16 protein-coding genes and 3 pseudogenes are annotated in these 16,626 nt (G+C 68.4%); 9 read left to right on the forward strand and 10 right to left on the reverse strand.

Going from position 1 to position 16,626, the window contains the following annotated elements; genetic code table 11:
* Positions 1 to 177 precede the first annotated feature (177 nt).
* Entirely contained in the window at positions 178 to 738 is a 561-nt protein-coding gene (locus AB0C96_RS36415; protein ID WP_362923680.1) for a DUF523 domain-containing protein, read from the forward strand.
* A gap of 17 nt (positions 739 to 755) precedes the next feature.
* On the opposite strand, the gene AB0C96_RS36420 is transcribed toward AB0C96_RS36415, so the two are convergent.
* The gene (locus AB0C96_RS36420) at positions 756 to 1,358 is read right to left on the reverse strand and encodes a hypothetical protein (RefSeq protein ID WP_362923681.1); all 603 of its coding nucleotides are present in this window, start codon (positions 1,356 to 1,358) and stop codon (positions 756 to 758) included.
* A 72-nt stretch (positions 1,359 to 1,430) separates the two neighbouring features.
* Positions 1,431 to 2,039: a TetR/AcrR family transcriptional regulator gene (locus AB0C96_RS36425; protein ID WP_362923683.1), complete on the reverse strand. Its 609-nt coding sequence runs from the start codon at positions 2,037 to 2,039 to the stop codon at positions 1,431 to 1,433.
* Positions 2,040 to 2,142: 103 nt separating this feature from the next.
* On the opposite strand from AB0C96_RS36425, the pseudogene AB0C96_RS36430 reads away from it, so the two are divergent.
* A pseudogene (locus AB0C96_RS36430) lies at positions 2,143 to 2,301 on the forward strand (3-oxoacyl-ACP synthase); the annotation flags it as partial.
* Positions 2,302 to 2,491: 190 nt separating this feature from the next.
* Positions 2,492 to 3,211: a hotdog fold domain-containing protein gene (locus tag AB0C96_RS36435; RefSeq protein WP_362923685.1), complete on the forward strand. Its 720-nt coding sequence runs from the start codon at positions 2,492 to 2,494 to the stop codon at positions 3,209 to 3,211.
* A 198-nt stretch (positions 3,212 to 3,409) separates the two neighbouring features.
* Here the strand turns inward: AB0C96_RS36435 and AB0C96_RS36440 are convergent.
* Positions 3,410 to 3,553: pseudogene (locus AB0C96_RS36440) on the reverse strand (IS5/IS1182 family transposase); the annotation flags it as partial.
* Positions 3,554 to 3,739: 186 nt separating this feature from the next.
* Positions 3,740 to 4,435: a hypothetical protein gene (locus AB0C96_RS36445; protein WP_362923687.1), complete on the reverse strand. Its 696-nt coding sequence runs from the start codon at positions 4,433 to 4,435 to the stop codon at positions 3,740 to 3,742.
* Between the two features lie 494 nt (positions 4,436 to 4,929).
* Between AB0C96_RS36445 and AB0C96_RS36450 the strand changes: the two genes are divergently transcribed.
* Positions 4,930 to 5,100, forward strand: a complete 171-nt coding sequence (locus AB0C96_RS36450; RefSeq protein WP_362923688.1) for a transposase — start codon at positions 4,930 to 4,932, stop codon at positions 5,098 to 5,100.
* A gap of 267 nt (positions 5,101 to 5,367) precedes the next feature.
* On the opposite strand, the gene AB0C96_RS36455 is transcribed toward AB0C96_RS36450, so the two are convergent.
* The 4 genes from AB0C96_RS36455 to AB0C96_RS36470 form a co-directional block, all read right to left on the reverse strand.
* Complete coding sequence (locus AB0C96_RS36455; protein WP_362923690.1) at positions 5,368 to 5,580, reverse strand: hypothetical protein; 213 nt, start codon at positions 5,578 to 5,580, stop codon at positions 5,368 to 5,370.
* Between the two features lie 149 nt (positions 5,581 to 5,729).
* On the reverse strand, positions 5,730 to 7,256 hold the full coding sequence (locus tag AB0C96_RS36460) for an RICIN domain-containing protein (protein ID WP_362923692.1): 1,527 nt from the start codon (positions 7,254 to 7,256) through the stop codon (positions 5,730 to 5,732).
* Positions 7,257 to 7,324: 68 nt separating this feature from the next.
* A complete protein-coding gene (locus tag AB0C96_RS36465) occupies positions 7,325 to 7,831 on the reverse strand; it encodes a hypothetical protein (RefSeq protein WP_362923694.1) in 507 nt (168 codons plus the stop codon).
* 43 nt (positions 7,832 to 7,874) lie between these two features.
* A complete protein-coding gene (locus AB0C96_RS36470) occupies positions 7,875 to 8,972 on the reverse strand; it encodes a hypothetical protein (RefSeq protein WP_362923696.1) in 1,098 nt (365 codons plus the stop codon).
* 420 nt (positions 8,973 to 9,392) lie between these two features.
* Here AB0C96_RS36470 and AB0C96_RS36475 point away from each other — a divergent pair, with 420 nt between their 5' ends.
* From AB0C96_RS36475 to AB0C96_RS36485, 3 genes and pseudogenes are all read left to right on the forward strand, one after another.
* Positions 9,393 to 10,112, forward strand: coding sequence for a hypothetical protein (locus AB0C96_RS36475; RefSeq protein ID WP_362923697.1), 720 nt, complete (start codon positions 9,393 to 9,395; stop codon positions 10,110 to 10,112).
* Between the two features lie 67 nt (positions 10,113 to 10,179).
* A complete protein-coding gene (locus tag AB0C96_RS36480; protein ID WP_362923699.1) occupies positions 10,180 to 12,027 on the forward strand; it encodes an FG-GAP-like repeat-containing protein in 1,848 nt (615 codons plus the stop codon).
* A gap of 164 nt (positions 12,028 to 12,191) precedes the next feature.
* Positions 12,192 to 12,422: pseudogene (locus AB0C96_RS36485) on the forward strand (hypothetical protein); the annotation flags it as partial.
* A gap of 241 nt (positions 12,423 to 12,663) precedes the next feature.
* Here the strand turns inward: AB0C96_RS36485 and AB0C96_RS36490 are convergent.
* Positions 12,664 to 13,128 carry an SRPBCC family protein gene (locus AB0C96_RS36490; protein ID WP_362923701.1) on the reverse strand — a complete coding sequence of 155 codons (465 nt, stop codon included), beginning with the start codon at positions 13,126 to 13,128 and terminating at the stop codon, positions 12,664 to 12,666.
* A gap of 70 nt (positions 13,129 to 13,198) precedes the next feature.
* Positions 13,199 to 13,975 carry an SDR family oxidoreductase gene (locus AB0C96_RS36495; RefSeq protein WP_362923703.1) on the reverse strand — a complete coding sequence of 259 codons (777 nt, stop codon included), beginning with the start codon at positions 13,973 to 13,975 and terminating at the stop codon, positions 13,199 to 13,201.
* Positions 13,976 to 14,307: 332 nt separating this feature from the next.
* Between AB0C96_RS36495 and AB0C96_RS36500 the strand changes: the two genes are divergently transcribed.
* Both AB0C96_RS36500 and AB0C96_RS36505 read left to right on the forward strand, forming a co-directional pair.
* A complete protein-coding gene (locus AB0C96_RS36500; protein ID WP_362923705.1) occupies positions 14,308 to 14,940 on the forward strand; it encodes a TetR family transcriptional regulator in 633 nt (210 codons plus the stop codon).
* A 370-nt stretch (positions 14,941 to 15,310) separates the two neighbouring features.
* Complete coding sequence (locus AB0C96_RS36505; RefSeq protein ID WP_362923729.1) at positions 15,311 to 16,378, forward strand: serine hydrolase domain-containing protein; 1,068 nt, start codon at positions 15,311 to 15,313, stop codon at positions 16,376 to 16,378.
* Positions 16,379 to 16,626 lie beyond the last annotated feature (248 nt).

Below are 16,626 nucleotides of genomic sequence, written 5' to 3' on the forward strand. Positions count from 1 at the left end.
CCGTACTCGAACCGCCAACTGACGGAAGTCCACAAGGACCTTCCGTGGTGGGATTCCGAGTGCACCGTGCTGCAATCGTCCACCACGTGCAGGGCCAGCGCCTGACCTCGCCGGTGAGGTGTGTGCCTGGCCGGTTGCCGGGGGCGCTCACCATCCAAGGGGTCGTAGCCTGGCGGGATGGAACGGATTTTGGTGAGCGCCTGCCTGCTCGGCAGCCGCGTGCGCTACGACGGTGGTGCGAAGCCGGTGGACGACGAACTCGTCGAACGCTGGCGGGCCGAGCGGCGCGTGGTGGCGTTCTGCCCCGAGACATCCGGCGGCCTACCCGTACCGCGCCCGCCGGCCGAGATCGTCGGTGGTGACGGCGCGGCGGTCCTGGACGGCACCGCCCAGGTGCTCACCGGGACCGGCGAGGACGTCACCGAGCACTTCGTCCGTGGCGCCCACCTGGCACTGGACGCGGCTCGTGCGGCCGGTGCCCGCATCGCGCTGCTGAAGGAATCCAGCCCGTCCTGCGGGAGTCTGCGGATCTACGACGGATGCTTCACGGGGACCCGCACCCCCGGCCACGGCGTCACGACCGCACTGCTGCGGCGAGCGGGCGTACGGGTCTTCAACGAGGACCAGATCCGCGATGCCGCGGCCTGCCTGCATGGCCTGGAAAGCCCCGCCCGTGTGCTGCCCGGACCGCACGAGGCTGTTGACCAGTGCCTGCCGGGCACCGCCACGACGCGCTGAGTCCGGCTGCCGAGCAACTAGCCGCAGTCGACGTCGTGCAGGCTGGGCCAGACCGGGTTGCCGGCACTTCCGCTGACCGTCAGGACGCCGCCACCGAGGCCCCAGTGCAATGTGTACGAGCCGGTGGCGATGGGGCGGCCGCCGTCGTCGGCGGTCCAGGAGCTCGTTCGCCAGCCGATACCACTGGCCCCCACTGCGTAGACGTCGCCACTGCCCGCGAACAGGAACGACACCTCCCGCGTGACAGCCCGACAGCCGTCCGGGCCCTGCGGCTCAAGTATGCGGTAGTCCGCACCCAGGTCGCTCACCGCGCCGAGCGCACTCCCCAGTCCGGCCGCGCCGGCCATCAGCGCAAAAGCCAAGCGAGTTGGGAGGCTGCGTCTCTTCGCCGCCTCAGAGGCCACTGTGCGGCGCATTACGGCCCGGACCAGCACAAGCACCAGCAAGACGAAGAGCAACGCAGAACTCACCAGCCAGCCGGGGATCACCAGCCCCGCGACAACCAGCAACACACTGCTCCAGCTCACCACGTCGGCAAGCAGCACACAGCCGGTGGCTATGAAGAAGAACGGGGCCGGCCAGGCCGCCGTTCGGCCCCCTTGACGCTGTCCAGTTTTCATCCGCCCATACTATTTACCCTGCTCTTCGGCCTGGCCGGGCCGTGCTGAGCCCTCACCGCCTCGCCCGAATCCCTACGACTGACCGAGGAGCCGGTTCACGGCCCGGCGGGTACGGGCGGCAGCCATGGGATCGGCGAGGAGCTGGATTTCCTGATTCAGGGCCATGTAGCAGCCCACCAGCTCGTACACGACCTGATCCGGGTCGGTGTCCGTCGGCAGATCGCCCGCCGCGACGGCCGTGCGCACTTCGGCGGCGAGGCGTAGGCGCCAGGCCCGGAACAGACGGGCCACGGCGTCGCGGACGGGGCCGTGGCGGGCGTCGAATTCGACGGAGGCGGTGGTGAAGAAACAACCGCCGGGAAAGATGTCACGCCCGGTCTCCAGGTAGGCGATCCAGGTGTCGCGGACGGCCCGCAGGCGGGGCAGGCCCGGCTCCTCGTGCGCAACGGGCTCCCACACCAACCGCGAGAAGGCCGCCGCGGCCCCTTGCAGGGTCGCAAGCTGGAGCGCCTCCTTGGTGCCGAAGTGCCCGAGCACCCCGGCCTTGCTCATCTTGAGGTCGGCCGCGAGACGCCCGATGGTGAGCCCTTCGAGGCCGTCGACCGAGGCGAGCGCGATGCCGCGCTCCACGATGCGCTCCCGTGTTCTGCGGGCTTCGGTACGGGAGTTGCGAGGGCTCATGCCGCCATCGTACCGAGCCGCCCGGCCTTTAGCATCCGACCGATCGGTTGCTATATTCCGGTTCGCAGCCGCCGAGTCGAGGAGATCACCTGTGCGTTCCACCGTGCCGGGAAGCCGCATCACCGCCATGGGCCACTACCAGCCGACGCGGGTCCTGACCAACGACGACCTCTCCGCCCTGGTCGACACCAGCGACGAGTGGATCCGGCGCCGTACCGGAATCGCCACCCGCCGAATCGCCGCCTCGGACGAATCAGTCACCGAACGCGGCGAGATCTCCCCCGGCGCCCCGGTCCTGCTGCTCGCCTTCGGCGGCGGTCTGTCCTGGGCCGGACAGGTCGTCATGTGCCCCTGAACCCGAGCACCCCAGCGATGCCAAAGGGGTACACGTTCAAGGTCCGGGATCGGCGAAGCAGTCGTTGCCCAAGGGAAGCGGTAGGAAGGGAATCATGATGACGACTCACACAATCGTGGTGCCGGGACTGTGCGTTGGCTATCCCGGGGTGGCCTTCGGTGGCTACGTCGCCGGCGTGCTGGCGGAGCGGTCCGAGGCGAAGACGGTACGGGTGGACTTCCGAGGGCCGGTGCCGGCGGAGGTGCCCGTGCGGATCGCCGAAACGGCGGGAGGAGGCGTGGAACTCGGCGAGACCGAGCGGCCCCTTGCCACTGCGCGCCCCGCCGAGCTGCTGCTCGACACACCGGCCGCGCCCTCCTGGGACGAGGCGGTCGCCGCGGCCGAGAGGTTCCGGGCGGCGCCGCCGTCGGGTGTGGTCGACTGCTTCGGCTGCGGTCTGCGCACTGCCGACCGCGGCCTGCGTATGCACTGCACGCCGGTGCCGGGTCGCGACGTTGTGGCCTCTGCCTGGGTCCCGTCCCCCGTTTTCGCCGACCCGGACGGCCTCCTCCCGAACCGACTGGTCTGGGGTGCCCTGGACTGCCCGGGAAACTGGGCGGGCCGACTTCTCGGCACCCAGCGTCCGGGCGCGGTCACCGCAGCCCTCACGGGCACGATTCTGCGGCCGGTCGCCGCAGGCGAGCCGTACATTGTGTACGCGTGGCTGCTGTCGGAGTCCGGCCGCAAGCACATGACGGGTGTGGCGCTCGCCACGGCGGAGGGTGAACTGTCCGCCGTCTCCGAGGCGTTGTGGATTGATCCCAAGCCGGCGCCCTGAACAGAGGAGCCGTCGACGCCGTGCGGATTCAGCGCGTCGAGCAGCTGACCGCCGGCCACGACGTCGTCCCGGACCACTGACTGTGGCTCCGGCCCGACCGGGAGGCGTGGACGAAGACCATTGAGGCCGCGGGCGGGCGGACGCCCGCGGCTGGCGCATCTCTCCGTTGTGGCTGTGCAGGTGAGGGACTCCCTCGGACTTGCTGCCGGCCCGTGCCCGGTCGACCGGCGAGGTCCGGTGTGAGCCTCCCTTGAGAGCCCTGACGTGAGAGCCGACGACCGCCGCGTCGTCCATGTCCAGCAATCCCGCGGTGCGCAGTTCGGTGAGCAAGACCTCATGCAGCCGGGCCATCCGTTCCCGCAGGTCATCAGGCACAAGATCACCAGGCACCCGGCGGACCCTGCGACCACGAACTCAACCCGCCAAGCGAGCTCACCGATCTCGTTCTGAAATGACCAGCTACTCGTCCAGGTGTATTCGCCCGACCCATCGGTGACAGATTTGGGCACGGCACCTACCCTCGGCGCACTACCGCCAGATAGCCGTGCGCCAGCGGAGGCCGGGGGTGAGGTGCTTCAGATAGCGGGGGTCGGTCACCGTGAACGTGATGTCAGCGTACGGGCGTTCCTCGAAGGGCCGGGTGGTGATCAGCTCCCAGCCTTCGTCGTACAGATCCGCCTCCCCCTCCTCGAACTCTTCCTGTGCCAGTTCCGCGTCGGTCAGCGGGTTCCCGTCGTTGTACCGGATGATCTCGCTGATCAGCGGGACGTTCCGCAGGCGACCGACCTCATAGGAGGTGACGATGGAGGGGGCATGGCGGACGAGGTCCTCCTCCGGCACCTCTACGGTGAAGTACGAGGAGACCCCGTCGAAGCCGGACGAGCGGCGTTCCCCGGGCACATCTGCCGCCTCTTGGCGAGGCTTGAGCAGGGTCTGCCCGTCATACGACAGGAGGTAGCCCTCCGCGCTGACACGTATCCTCCGCCCACAGTGGATCATCGGCTCCACCTCGGGGCGCTGCGCAGTGACGAAAGGGTCCTCCTCGCCGACCGCCGCCCTGCTCGGCGCCTCGTGGTCCTCCGGAAACCAGGTCTCGAAGATCAGCGACACGGGGAAGGTCCGCCCCTTGGGGACTGAGGCGGCGTCAGGGTTGATGAGGTGCACCCTCCCGCGGAAGGACATGCCCTCCACCGCGTCGACGGAAATGGTGAAAAGGTCAGTCATGCGGTGCACTCTCTTTCGCGGCCGTGCTTCTCAGTACGTGACCAGGTGATGGGCAGGGGAACCTGCAAACAGGCAGCCACTCGATCACCGATCACACGGCACTCTAACTACGCCCACTGACACACGAGTTGTGGTTACTTCTCACCCTCACGGCGAAGCACCTCCTGGGCGGGCGGCCGACGTACGGCCGATCGCAGGAGACGGTGACGGAAGCGCCCGTCTCGCGCCCTCGATGCACCATCCGTGGCGGGCAATACGGTGGGGGACGACGCGGCGGTCGTTGCTTCCTGCGGCGGGTGTGAGTCGTAGGTGGCCGGGTCGGCGGCGACTGGTGGACGGCGTGCGGTGGCGGCCGGCCGAGTACCCGCCCGCTGCGGGGCGGAGCGACAGGGCGTACTCCTCCCGTGCGAACCGCGCCTACCTGCGCAAACGTGGGGTCAGATGCACGATCCCGGAACCGGTCGACCAGATCCGCAACCGCAAGCGTCGTGGCCGTGGGGGCGGCAGCCCACCCGCCTTCGCCCCAGGACTACAAGGCCCGTCATGCCGTTGAGTGCGGGATCAGCCGTCACAAGCAGCATCGAGCAATCGTCACGCGCTATGACAAGCTCGCGGTGCGTTTCGAGGCGGCCATCCACATTGCGGCGATCCACCAGTGGCTGTGAGCCCGAAGGGCGACAGCCGTACGCCGCCCGGCCGCCAGAGACGTAGATCCGGTCGGTGTCGGTGAGCCACACCCGAGTGCTGTCGAGGTCATTTGCGATCCCCCGCGCCATCAGGCTGCCGCCTACTACGAACGGATCGATGTCCCAGCGCGCTTCGCCCCCGGTCGCCGTGCGCTGGTGCTGCGCGCCAACGACGCTCGACTCGGCGTCAGTACTGTGGGCGGGTCGAACTCACGGGTCGCCCGGCGCGCTTCGACGGGAGGCTCGTCAAAGATGCCCAGCATCCTGGCCCACAGGAAGTCCCGCAGGAGGATGCTGCCGCCGTTCTCCTGAAGCAACCGTGAAGCAACCGTGGTTCTCAAGCGGCTTGCCATACCGGCGATGCTCAATGATGACGTGCTGTGGCGAGCCGTTGGCCGCCATCAACTCCCAGAGCACGTCGATCAGTTCCGAGGCGCCGCTGCGGCCGAGCAGTTTCACGTCGGGGCGTTGGCGGGGGGGGCGACTACCCATCCGGTGCGGTGTCTCGTCAATGTGCTCCACAAGGAACACCCGGAAGTGGACTTGCCACCCCGATGCTCTTGTGGCTCCGAGGAGTCAGGGGCAAGGTCGCCCCCGACCCCTCGGAGTCACACGGGGAGCAGCTGCCACTGCCGGTCCCGGTGGTCGCCCTCCGCCCCGTGCTGCTTGATCGCCGTGCGGGCGTTGGTGTCGACTTGCAGGAGCAGACCGCTGTTCCGGTTCGCGATCTCGTACACCCGAGGGGTGTCGGTCACGGAGCCCACCGGGATCAGCCTCCACTGCTGGTGGTGTGCGTCGCCACCCTCGTAGGCGCGTTGCGCGACCACCGCCCCGGGCGCCTCCTGCGCTCCGACGACCTCCAGGACCTTGCCGCTGCGCACGTTCTCGATCCGGTACAGGACCTCGCCGTTGTCCTGGCCCGCCGCGACCAGCCGCCAGCGCTGGTGGTCCCTGGGAGTGGCGAGGGACTGGTGGATCTCGGCCCCGTCCTTGGTGGACTCACGCAGGACCCCCATCCGCAACCTGCTCCGGACGCTGGCCCAGGAGACCACCGTGCCCGAATCGGGCAGCCCGGCCAGCTTCACCGACGCGATCTTCCGAACCCGGTTGTTGGCGTGGTCGGCGATGTAGAGGGTGTCGACGCAGTCCACAGCGAGCCCGAACGGGTTGTTCAGCTGTGCCGAAGCGGCCGGGCCGCCGTCACCGCCGGAGCCTGCGGTGCCGGTGCCGGCGACCGTGCTGATCTTGCCGTCCGCCGTGATCTTCCGGACCCGGTGGTTACTGTAGTCGGAGATGTAGAGGGTGCCGGTGCTGTCCACCACCAACCCCACGGGGAAGTTCAGCTTTGCCGAGGCCGCCGGGCCGTCGTCACCGGCAAAGCCCGCGGTGCCCGTGCCGGCGACCGTGCTGATCTTCCCATCGGCCGTGACCTTCCGGACCCGATGGTTGGCGGCATCGACGATGTAGAGGTCGCCCGCGCCGTCCACCGCCGCTGCGTACGGGGCATTCAGCCGGGCTGAAACCGCTGGACCACCGTCTCCCATGAAGCCTGCGGCCCCGGTCCCCGCGACCGTGCTGATCTTCCCGTCGGTCGTGATCTTCCGGACCCGGTGGTTGCCGTGGTCGGTGATATAGAGGGTGTCGGTGCTGTCCGCCGTCACCCCCAACGGGGTGTGCAGCCGGGCTGCGGTGGCGGCGCCGCCATCGCCGCTGAAGCCCGCGGTGCCCGTGCCGACGATCGTGCTGATCTTTCCGTCGGTCGTGATCTTCCGGACCCGGTGGTTGTTGGTATCGGCGATGTAGACGGCGCCTGCGCTGTCCACCGCCACCTCACGCGGGTAGTGCAGCTGGGCCGAGACGGCAGGGCCGTTGTCCCCACTGAATCCCGGGACCCCGGTCCCTGCGACCGTGCTGATCTTCCCGTCGGTCGTGATCTTCCGGACCCGGTGGTTGATGTAGTCGGAGATGTAGAGGGTGCCGGTGCTGTCCACCGCGATCCCGTACGGGCGGTTCAACTGAGCCGAAACGGCAGGCTCGTTGTCCCCCTTGAACCCCGCGACCCCGGTCCCCGCGACCGTGCTGATCGGAGGGGCGGAGTGCTCGCCACCTGTGGTTGCCGTGTGGGCAGTGCTCATCGTCATCCCTTTCACCGTTCACCGACCGCCTACTACAGTCAGTTGTGAGTTGATTCCAGACCCGGGCACTACTGGGAACGGGACGGCTTCTCGGCGGTCGCCTTGGGGGCCTCGGGAGCCTCGGGAGCCTTGGGCGCTTCGGGGGCCTTGGGGGCCTTGGTGTAATCGCTCTTCTTCGGCTTGTTCTCCAGGTCCTCGTCCTTCTGAAGGCCGCTGTGCTCCGTCACCGTCGCGCTCGACTCCTGCATGCCGGCGGCCGCCGCCGTGGACACCGAGCTGGGATTTTGGGCGTACTGGGCCTGTTCACCGGCCGACGCCTGAGTGGTCTGGATGAAGGAGCCGAGGAAGCCCAGGATGGCCCGCGCTTCGGGCGACTGCTCCTGCACGACCTTGGCGCGGGAGGAAGCCCCGTGGATCGCGCTGTTGAACAGGCTCGTGCTCGTGTCGTCGTATGTGTCCTCTTCGGCGTCCTCGAAGTCGACGCCTGCACCCGGCTCCGGCTTGGCGCTGTCGGTGGTCACTGAGAAGAGCCCCGCGCTCTTGCCCGCGAAGCCGAAGATGTTGTCGAACACCATGGTCGTCATCCCTGGTCGTCGTCGTGGCGGCGCCGGCCGCCGGTCAAGGCTGCTTGTGCAGCGCTCGTTGGCTGTCGGTCAGGCTCTCGCCGTCGAACATCGTGTGGTGGACCTCCAGAGCGGAGACGACCTCGGCCAGTCCCTTCATGCGGAAGCCGCCGCCCGCCAGGTCGAGGTCGCCGATGTCACGGGCTACCAACTGGTCCAGGCCGGGATACTCACCGGGTTGCGGGGGAGACAGGACCGCCACCGGCACGTCGTACTTCACCGCGATGAGCCCGGAGAAGGTCACCGGGATCTCGTAGGAGTACTGCTTGCGGGTACGCCGCTGCGTGACGATGGTCTGCACGCGGGAGTTCGGCGGGACCTGGCCGGAGATCTGCGACTTCGAGGCCCAACTGGTTGTCAGGGAGCCGCCGACGGAGGCCGTGATGCCCAGCATCAACTGGGCGTTGAGCGTCGCGGTGCCGGTGGCGCTGCCCTGGGTCGTGAACGCCACCGAGTTCGTCACCGAGTTCGCCGCGGAGTTCGTCGCCGCGTTCCGCACGCCCGTCTCGGTGGCGTTGGCGTTGTCCACCCCGACGTTGTCCTTGCTGTTCTTGTTGGTCACCGTGTTCGCGTTCTTGTTCGCCACCTCGTTCTGGAGCTGTGTCTGAAGCTGCGTCTGGAGGTCCATCTTGAGTTGGTTCTGGAGCTGGAGCTGGAGCTGTGCGCTGACGCTGCCGCCGAAGGTGAGCTGGGCCGACCCCTGGAGCGACCACGTGACCCCGTTCGACACGCTGAAATCGACCGAGTCGGTGAAGGTCATCGGGGACGTCTGGCTGCGGTTGGCGTAGGTGCGCGAGGAGAACGTGTCGGGCGGGGGCTGGCTGATGTTGCGCCGCTCCTCGATCAGCGGCTCCCCGAGGTTCATGTAGGCGAGCCAGCCCAGCTGGAAGGCGGAGCCGGGGAAAGCGCCGAAGCTCGACTTGTTCACGGAGAACCCGACGGGCTTGTGCCGCACACCGTAGTCGTCGACGTAGACCAGGTTGGGGTGGTCCAGGATGGACTGCCAGGTCTGCTCGATGTTGAGTTCCCGCAGGTTCTTCTTCGTCAGTGGCTGGCGCTTGGCCCGTTCCAGGTTGTATGCGTTGGAAGGCATTCCCCGTCCTCGACTGATTCTGGTCGAACCGCGCTCGGTGAAGTGCAAAAATTGATTTGCACACGTTCCGGCAAGCGAAGTTATCACGAGCCGCATTACCCGGAAAGGTGCCTCCGTGCATCACGCCGCAATTGGCTGATTAAGGCCACTGGCCATTGACCGAGTCTCCCAACTTGCGGAAGCCTGTGGTGTGTTGAAGCACTGTCGGCCACTCGATCGATGACTTTTCGATAGTCCCGCCTGCGGGCGTTGCGACCTCGACCGTTGCCGTGGGTGAGGATATCCGCATCGGTCACCCATTCATTTTCGAATTCTTTTCGATCGAAAATGATCGGGCTTGCGGTAATGCCGCTTGATGGACGAGTGCACTGAGTGACCGACGCGTTGTTCTCCACATTCAGAACAGGTGAGGTTTCCGCGATGTACACCCAAGAACGCACGGCGATGGCGAATTTGGTGGTCGGCGGCCCGGTGGCGGTGAACAGCTATGACAACGCGATCGTGGCAGCGCTGGTCGAGAATCGGCCGGTCATGCTCGTCCACGCCTTCAACGGCGGCTACCTGCGGCCCGCCGAGCTGAAGGAGGAGAGCCACGACAAGGGGGTCAAGCTGGCCACTGCGCTCGACCCGGCCACCAAGGAGGCGCAGGGCCACCTCTGGCACATCACGCCCGGCGGCTTCTTCGGGCAGCGACCGCTGTACTTCATCGAGAGCGCCGCGGGCCAGGTGTCGCCCAAACCCGCCGGCGCAGGCGACGCCGACGCCGGGCGCGGCGACGACGGCGCGCCCAAGCCGCAACGCAGGCGTATCACCGTCCACCAGGAGGCTCCCAAGAGCACAGCCGACACCGTCCAGGTCGGCCTCCCCGACAAGGTGGGCGACAAGTGGCGCGGGAAGAACGGCGCAATCGAGGACACCCAGCTCTGGGTCGTCACGGTGACGCCGTGGGGCGGGATCACCTTCGTGCCGATCACCCACCCCGACGCCATCCTCGGGTTCAAGGACCACGCGGTGGCGGCCGACAGCGAGGTGCGTCTCACCTACAACTGGGGCGGGGACTTCACCGGGACGGTCATCAACACGTTCTATCCGCGGTTGCCCAGCGAGTGGAACGTGCCGTACCACCACGTCTTCACGTGATCCGCGGCCACCGCCGCGCCACACCCGTCCCGAGCCAACGCCCCAACCGCCTGGAAGAGGCACCACGATGCCCGTGCCCACGGAAGAACTGAAGCTGGAGATCGTCCACGCCGCCACGGGGAAGACCCTCGGCACCAAAGCTGCGCCGAGCACGGACGGGGCGCTCGTCGTCCGCGACTTCCCCGATGGCGGCCCGAGCCCGGAGCAGTGGCAGCTCACCCCTGTGCAGACCGCGCAAGGCGGGCAAGCACAAGACGCTCAGGCATATGTGATCCGCAACGCGGTCGGCGGCAAGGTGCTCGACAACCCTGCCGCCGCGGACCGCGGTGTCCGCCAGTGGGACGCCGCCGCCGGCAAGAAGGGCCAGCAGTGGCACGTCGTCCCCGTCGAGGGCGAAGCGGGCCTCTACTTCATCGAGGGCGCGACCGATGGTGCCGTTCTCGACCTCGCCGACCCCGGCGCGGACGACACCCGGGTCGTCCTGCGCGAGTACGACGACAGCGCGGAAAGCCAGCGGTGGCGGTTCGTCCCGGCCGAGCCCGAGCGCATCAGCGACCCGGTGCTGCGCTGGGCACCACTGAGTCACTGGAACGGCCGCCGGTCCTGGCGGCTGGTCCGCCCGACCGCGCTGCGGCCGGCACCCGACGCGACGCCCTCCTTCAGCGACATGCTGCTGGTCCTCGAGCGGTTCGGCAGCGACCAGGACGCCGGCGGGTGGAAGCTCGACGGGGCCAACCGCTCTCCCAGCGGGCAACCGGGCTGGTGGGCCGGGGTCGGTGCGCGGTTCCTCGCCGACACCACGGGAACAGGGCGGGCGGACATCGTAGGGCTCAAACCCGCGAAGGGCGCTGTGACGTCATCCAGCAGAGGCGACGGCACGTTCGACGACGACGAACGCGTCCTGCACCAGCCCGCGTCCTCCGCGAGTCCCGCGGACCTGTGGACCCTCGTGGACACGACGGGCGACGGCAAGCCCGGCGTCGTCGTGCTTGCCGCTGACGGTGTCCGGGTGTCCTCTCAAGACGAGGCCGGGGCGTTCGCGCCCGCGGGCGGCAAGCTGGTCCTCAAGGCGTTCGGACACGGCCAGCAGGCCGGCGGGTGGCTTGCCGACAAGCACCCCCGCTTCCTCGCCGACACCACCGGCGACGGCAGGCTCGACATCGTCGGCTGCCACGACGACGGCGTCTGGGTGTCACTCCAAGACGAGGAAGGAAAGTTCGCGCCGATCGCCGACGAACCGGTCCTCCGGGCGTTCGGCCACAACGAGAAGGCGGGTGGCTGGCTTGTCGACAAGCACCCCCGCTTCCTCGCCGACACCACCGGCGACGGCAGGCTCGACATCGTCGGCTGCCACGACGACGGCGTCTGGGTATCGCTCCAAGACGAGGAAGGAAAGTTCGCCAACCCTCTGTACGTCCTCGACGACTTCGGGACCGACCAGGGGTGGAGCTCGGTCGAGGAGCACCCCCGGGTCCTGGTCAGGACTACCAGTGACGGAGCACTGGACATCGTCGGGTTCGGCCCACAGGGCGTCGTCGTCTCACGCGGGCGCGGCGACGGCACGTTCGAGCCCTCGAAACTCGTCCTGAACGACTTCGGGCTCGCCCAGGGGTGGACCAGCGGGAAGCACCTTCGGTTCCTCGCCGATGTCACCGGCGACGGCAACCCGGACATCGTCGGCTTCGGCGACGAGGGGGTCTGGGTGTCGCACAGCAGCGGCGACGGCCAGTTCGAGCAGGCCCAGCTGGTGTGCTGCGGCTTCGGGTACAACGAGGACGCAGGCGGCTGGCGGGTCGACCGCCACCCCCGCTTCCTCGCCGACATCACCGGTGACGGGCGCGTCGACATCGTCGGCTTCGGCGGCCCCGGCGTGTACGTGGCCCGAAACCTCTTCCGCCGCTTCAGAACCCGATAACCCCCGGAGGGCCACCACAGCCCCGTCACGGCGACTCGTCATCGGCGTGCCGGAACCGGTCGCCCCGACCCGACGTGCGGCCTGGCACGCCTTCGCCGGCGAGGCCGCACGACGAGCAACCGCAGTAACCGACTACCGCGGTTGACAATGGGAAAGGCTGCCACGTCGACGTCCCGTCCGAGGACGCCCTGTTCAGGCTCATCAGCGATCTGAACGACGCGGGCGACACCTTCGCTGTCATCCAGCCGGACGAGGACGAATCCGCCTGGTTCGCCTCCGTTCCCGTGCTGGACGAGGGTGGCTACGAGGTCGTCCCGCGCGACATCAACCGCCGCGGACACGACGTCAGCGTCGAGACGGCTATCGGCCACATCGCGGGCGACCTCACCAAATGGCCGACCACCCAATTCCTAGAACACGCCCTAGTCCCAGAGCCCGTTCCAGGACGGGCACGCCACCTGAAGTTTCGCCAACTCCCCCTGGAACCAGGCACGTTACGGACGCTTGGCCAAGGTAGCCACTGTGTGCGCTCCCTGCGCACCGCGGAGACCGCCGCCGCACCGGGAGGCGGTCCCCTATGCGGCGAGCCGGTTTGTTCCGGATGTGTTTCCTTACCACGACAACGACAGTTCGTGGCTACGGTCCGTGTGTCTCGTTGTCGTGGTAAGCGGGTAGGGCGAAGCGTTGTTTGAGGGTGTCCAGGCCGGTGGCGTAGATGGTGTCGCCGAAATGCTTCTCGATCTCGGGGACGAGTTCGTCGGCGGCCTCGTAGGTCGCGGCCCAGCGGATCTCGGCGCCCGCCTCGTGCGGGTGCACGGACAGTGTGGAGACATAGTCGGAGACGGGGACGGCGGATTCATGGATGGTGTAACGGAGCATCCGGCGCGAGTCGTCCTTCTCCAGGAGCCGTTCCCGGATGACCACTTGGCCGTTGACGGAGAACGCCTGCACCGCCCCGGGCGTCTCGGGATCGGCGCCGTCCTCGATCACCGACGGCGGCAGCAGGGGGTGCCAGTCGGCAAGGCCGCCGAACCTGCCGACGATCTGCCAGACGGCATCGGGATCGGCAGTGACGACGATGGTGCGAGTCAGGGTGTGCACGGTGAGCCTCCGATGACTGCGGATTGCGATGATCGCGGGTTGTCACTGACCGGCCGCTGCCCTCGACGGCTCACCACGTGCCGTCGCCGCGCAGTACGGCGTCGGCGCCGCCGTCGATGAAGACGACCTGGCCGGTGACCAGTTCGTTCTCGGGAGAGGTGAGCCAGGCCAGGAGGGGGGCGATCTGTGTTGGCTGGGCGTGGCCGTGGAGCGGCATGGGGACGGTCGCATCGACGATCTTGCGCACGTCGGGGCTGGCCAGCATGGGTTCGGTCATGGGGGTGACGACGGTTCCGGGGGCGATGGCGTTGAGGGGGATACCGGCGCCCGCCCAGTCGGCGGTCACGGCGGTGCGGCGTATCCATCGGGCGATGGCGGCCTTGGTCGAGCCGTAGATCGCAAAGCCCTCTCCCCGGTCGACCGCTGCCTGGGCGGCGGCCAGCGCCGCTTGCTCGTCACCGGCGAGCGCCGCGTCGGCAATGGCCGTGTCGTGAGGGTGGACGGAGGCGACCGAGGCGATGACGACGGCGCGCGGGTCCGTACCGGCGGCCAGCAGGGGGCGCAGCCCTTCCAAGGTGGCGACGGCGCCGAAGTAGTTGACGCTGACGGCGCGCGGTTCGAAACCGGCGAGGCCGGCGCCCGCGATCACGGCGTCGAGCCGCCCACCGCTCAACTCGCCTGCGCGCCGGACCAGATGGGCCCGGCCGTCGGGGGTGGCGAGGTCCGCGACGATATCGGCGTCCTTGAGGTCGACGCCGATGACCGTGTGCCCCTGCTCCTTGAGCCGGGTGGCGGTGGCCTTGCCGATGCCGGAGGCAGCTCCGGTGATGAGGTAGGTGCGAGACATGGTCGGCTCCTTCGCTGACGTTGTGCGTTCGCCGGTCACTGATCACCGCGCGTCGGCCGTTGGCCGTACGCCGCCGGTCGCCAATCACCCGTCACCGGTGACCGGTCACTGGTCACCGATCGGCAGTCGCCGTTCGCCGCGTGGCTCCACCGGCGCGCGGGCATGCAGGGACAGCGCGACAGCACGGGCCTAGCGGATGTAGTAGACGAATCGGCCGCTGGTCGATCGGCTCCTGATCAGTCGCTGAACAACATACTCTTTTTTGGCACGGCATGCCAAAAATTCTGTCTGTGACAATGAGGGCTGAGGCGAAGCACGGCAAGGAGCACACAATGGCGGCAGCGCGGGGCCGTCCGTCCCTGACGGAACATCGGCGCCTTCAGACTCGACTGGAGATCGCGGAGGCCGCGGCGACCCTGTTCGCCGATCGCGGTTACGACACGACGACCGTCGAGGACATCGCCTCGGCCGCGGGCATCTCCCTGCGCACCTTCTACCGCTACTGCCCGGCGAAGGAGGACGCCCTCACTCCCCTCTACGCCTCCAGCGTCGGCCAACTCGTGGACGTTCTCGCACAACATCCGGTCGAAGAGCCGCTCAGCTCCGCCATCGAGGCGTCTTTCGGGACGGCGACGGCCGAGCGGCGCCTGGAGGACACCGCTCGGGCCCGTCGGCTGGTCCGGGTCCTGGGGACCGTCCCCGCCCTGAAGATGCGCTGGCTCGCCGCGGGACGGGAGATGCAGGAACGGCTCGCGCCCGCGCTGGCGTCCCGCGCGGGCGCCCCCGTCGACAGTCTCGAAGTGCGTCTGCTGACCACCGCGGTGCTGGATGCGTTCACCGTCACCATGGAGCACTGGGCCTGGCAGGACGAGCCCGAGGAACTCGTCGATCTGATGCGCCGTGCGCTGGCGTTTCTGCGGCTCGACGAGCTCCAGGCGAAGCCCGAGCCATCCGTCGACAAGTAGTCAGCGCGCCCACTGGACGTGCCCGACGGGTCGGGTCCGGTGGCTCCAGGCTCAATCAAGGCCGCTCGACTGACGCTGCCACAGCGCCCAGGCGTCCCCCGTCCCCCTCTCCCTCCCCCCTCCCCTTCCCCCGCCTCCGTTCCTCGTCAACGGAGCGGCCGGGGGTTAGCCCTACCTGGAACTGGGCGGGTAGCACGATCGTCCCGTGCGGTCGCTTCCGGAGATGCTGGGCCCAACAGCCGGTGGTACCCGACGGTCCCGTAGGAGTTGGCTCGTGCGTGAGCAGGCATGGCAGACGTTTCGCAGGTCCGGGCGGCGGAGTGGTCGGCGCAGAACCGTGCCGGTCGCGGCCGCGATGGCCGTCGGCGTCATGACGATGGGCGCCCTGGCCCCGCCCGCGGCGTCTGCCGCCGCCAGGCCGAACTCCGTCCAGCAGGGCCTGAACGCGCTGGTGCACACCGACGGCGTGCCCGCCGCACTGGCGAGCGTCGAGGACCGTGAGGGCCGCACCCGTACCTACACGGCAGGGGTCGGCGACCTCGCCACCGGTGCGAAGGTGCCCAGGAACGGTCAGGTGCGCATCGGCAGCAACACCAAGACCTTCACCGCAGTGGTCGTGCTGCAACTGGTCAGTGAAGGAAAGATCGGCCTCGACACCCCGGTCGACACCTATCTGCCCGGCCTCGTCCGCGGGGACGGGATCGACGGACGCCGCATCACCGTCCGCCAACTACTGCAGCACACCAGCGGACTTCCCAACTACAGCAAGTACCTCAGCGACGGCATCCGCTACTACGGCCCCCGCGAACTCCTCGACCTCGCTCTCCAGCACAAGGCCGACTTCGTCCCTGGCACGAAATGGGCCTACAGCAACACGAACTACGTGGTGACCGGCCTGATCGTGCAGAAGGTCACCGGCCGCCCCCTCGCCGAGGAGATCGATCGGCGCGTCATCAAACGCATCGACCTGCGCCACACCTACTTCCCCGCCCCCGGCGAGGTGGCGATCCGGGAGCACCATCCCAGGGGTTACGACCGGGATTCGGCAGGTGCGCCTCTGGTCGACGCCACGGAGTGGGACCCTTCCTGGGCCTGGGCCGCGGGCCAGATGGTGTCCACCAACTCCGACCTGAACCGGTTCTTCACCGCGCTGTTGGCCGGCCGCCTTCTCCCGAAGACTCAGCTTGACCAGATGCGCACCACCGTTCCCGCCAGTTACCCCTTCCCCACCGGTGCCCGTTACGGGCTGGGCCTCGTGAGCACGCCTCTGTCGTGCGGCGGTATGTACTGGGGCCACGGCGGCAGCATGACGGGATACGAAACCCGAGGCGGCGCCACCGACGACGGCCGCGCCGCCAACGTCGCCGTGACCACGCAGCCGAGCCGGACAGCCAAGGAGCGCATGGACGGTGTCGTGGACACGGCCCTGTGCCGCTGAACCGCGCCTCCTGAGGAATGCCCGACGGGTCACTGACGGAGCCAAGGCCGGGCCGGTGGCACCCGGCGGCGCTCAGCGACTCCCGCCCCTCTCCGGTCGGCCCCGTCCCTCCCGGGGCCGGACGTGTGGACAAGGGCCAGCCCTGCCCCTGGCGTGTGGACAGGGTCCAAGTAGTTGGTGGCGCTGTGATCTTCGACCACAACTGGCCTTGCGGTGCAACCTTTTGCCCCGCCAGTAGTCACGTATGC

Origin of the sequence: Streptomyces sp. NPDC048506 (assembly GCF_040651315.1) — a bacterium.
GTDB lineage: Bacteria > Actinomycetota > Actinomycetes > Streptomycetales > Streptomycetaceae > Streptomyces.

What these genes read in the sequence shown, in the direction of transcription:
- AB0C96_RS36415 (WP_362923680.1), top strand. Translation starts at nt 178, where the DNA reads ATGGAACGGATTTTGGTGAGCGCCTGCCTGCTCGGCAGCCGCGTGCGC.
- AB0C96_RS36420 (WP_362923681.1), bottom strand. Translation starts at nt 1,358, where the DNA reads ATGAAAACTGGACAGCGTCAAGGGGGCCGAACGGCGGCCTGGCCGGCC.
- AB0C96_RS36425 (WP_362923683.1), bottom strand. Translation starts at nt 2,039, where the DNA reads ATGAGCCCTCGCAACTCCCGTACCGAAGCCCGCAGAACACGGGAGCGC.
- AB0C96_RS36435 (WP_362923685.1), top strand. Translation starts at nt 2,492, where the DNA reads ATGACGACTCACACAATCGTGGTGCCGGGACTGTGCGTTGGCTATCCC.
- AB0C96_RS36445 (WP_362923687.1), bottom strand. Translation starts at nt 4,435, where the DNA reads ATGACTGACCTTTTCACCATTTCCGTCGACGCGGTGGAGGGCATGTCC.
- AB0C96_RS36460 (WP_362923692.1), bottom strand. Translation starts at nt 7,256, where the DNA reads ATGAGCACTGCCCACACGGCAACCACAGGTGGCGAGCACTCCGCCCCT.
- AB0C96_RS36465 (WP_362923694.1), bottom strand. Translation starts at nt 7,831, where the DNA reads ATGGTGTTCGACAACATCTTCGGCTTCGCGGGCAAGAGCGCGGGGCTC.
- AB0C96_RS36470 (WP_362923696.1), bottom strand. Translation starts at nt 8,972, where the DNA reads ATGCCTTCCAACGCATACAACCTGGAACGGGCCAAGCGCCAGCCACTG.
- AB0C96_RS36475 (WP_362923697.1), top strand. Translation starts at nt 9,393, where the DNA reads ATGTACACCCAAGAACGCACGGCGATGGCGAATTTGGTGGTCGGCGGC.
- AB0C96_RS36480 (WP_362923699.1), top strand. Translation starts at nt 10,180, where the DNA reads ATGCCCGTGCCCACGGAAGAACTGAAGCTGGAGATCGTCCACGCCGCC.
- AB0C96_RS36495 (WP_362923703.1), bottom strand. Translation starts at nt 13,975, where the DNA reads ATGTCTCGCACCTACCTCATCACCGGAGCTGCCTCCGGCATCGGCAAG.
- AB0C96_RS36500 (WP_362923705.1), top strand. Translation starts at nt 14,308, where the DNA reads ATGGCGGCAGCGCGGGGCCGTCCGTCCCTGACGGAACATCGGCGCCTT.
- AB0C96_RS36505 (WP_362923729.1), top strand. Translation starts at nt 15,311, where the DNA reads ATGACGATGGGCGCCCTGGCCCCGCCCGCGGCGTCTGCCGCCGCCAGG.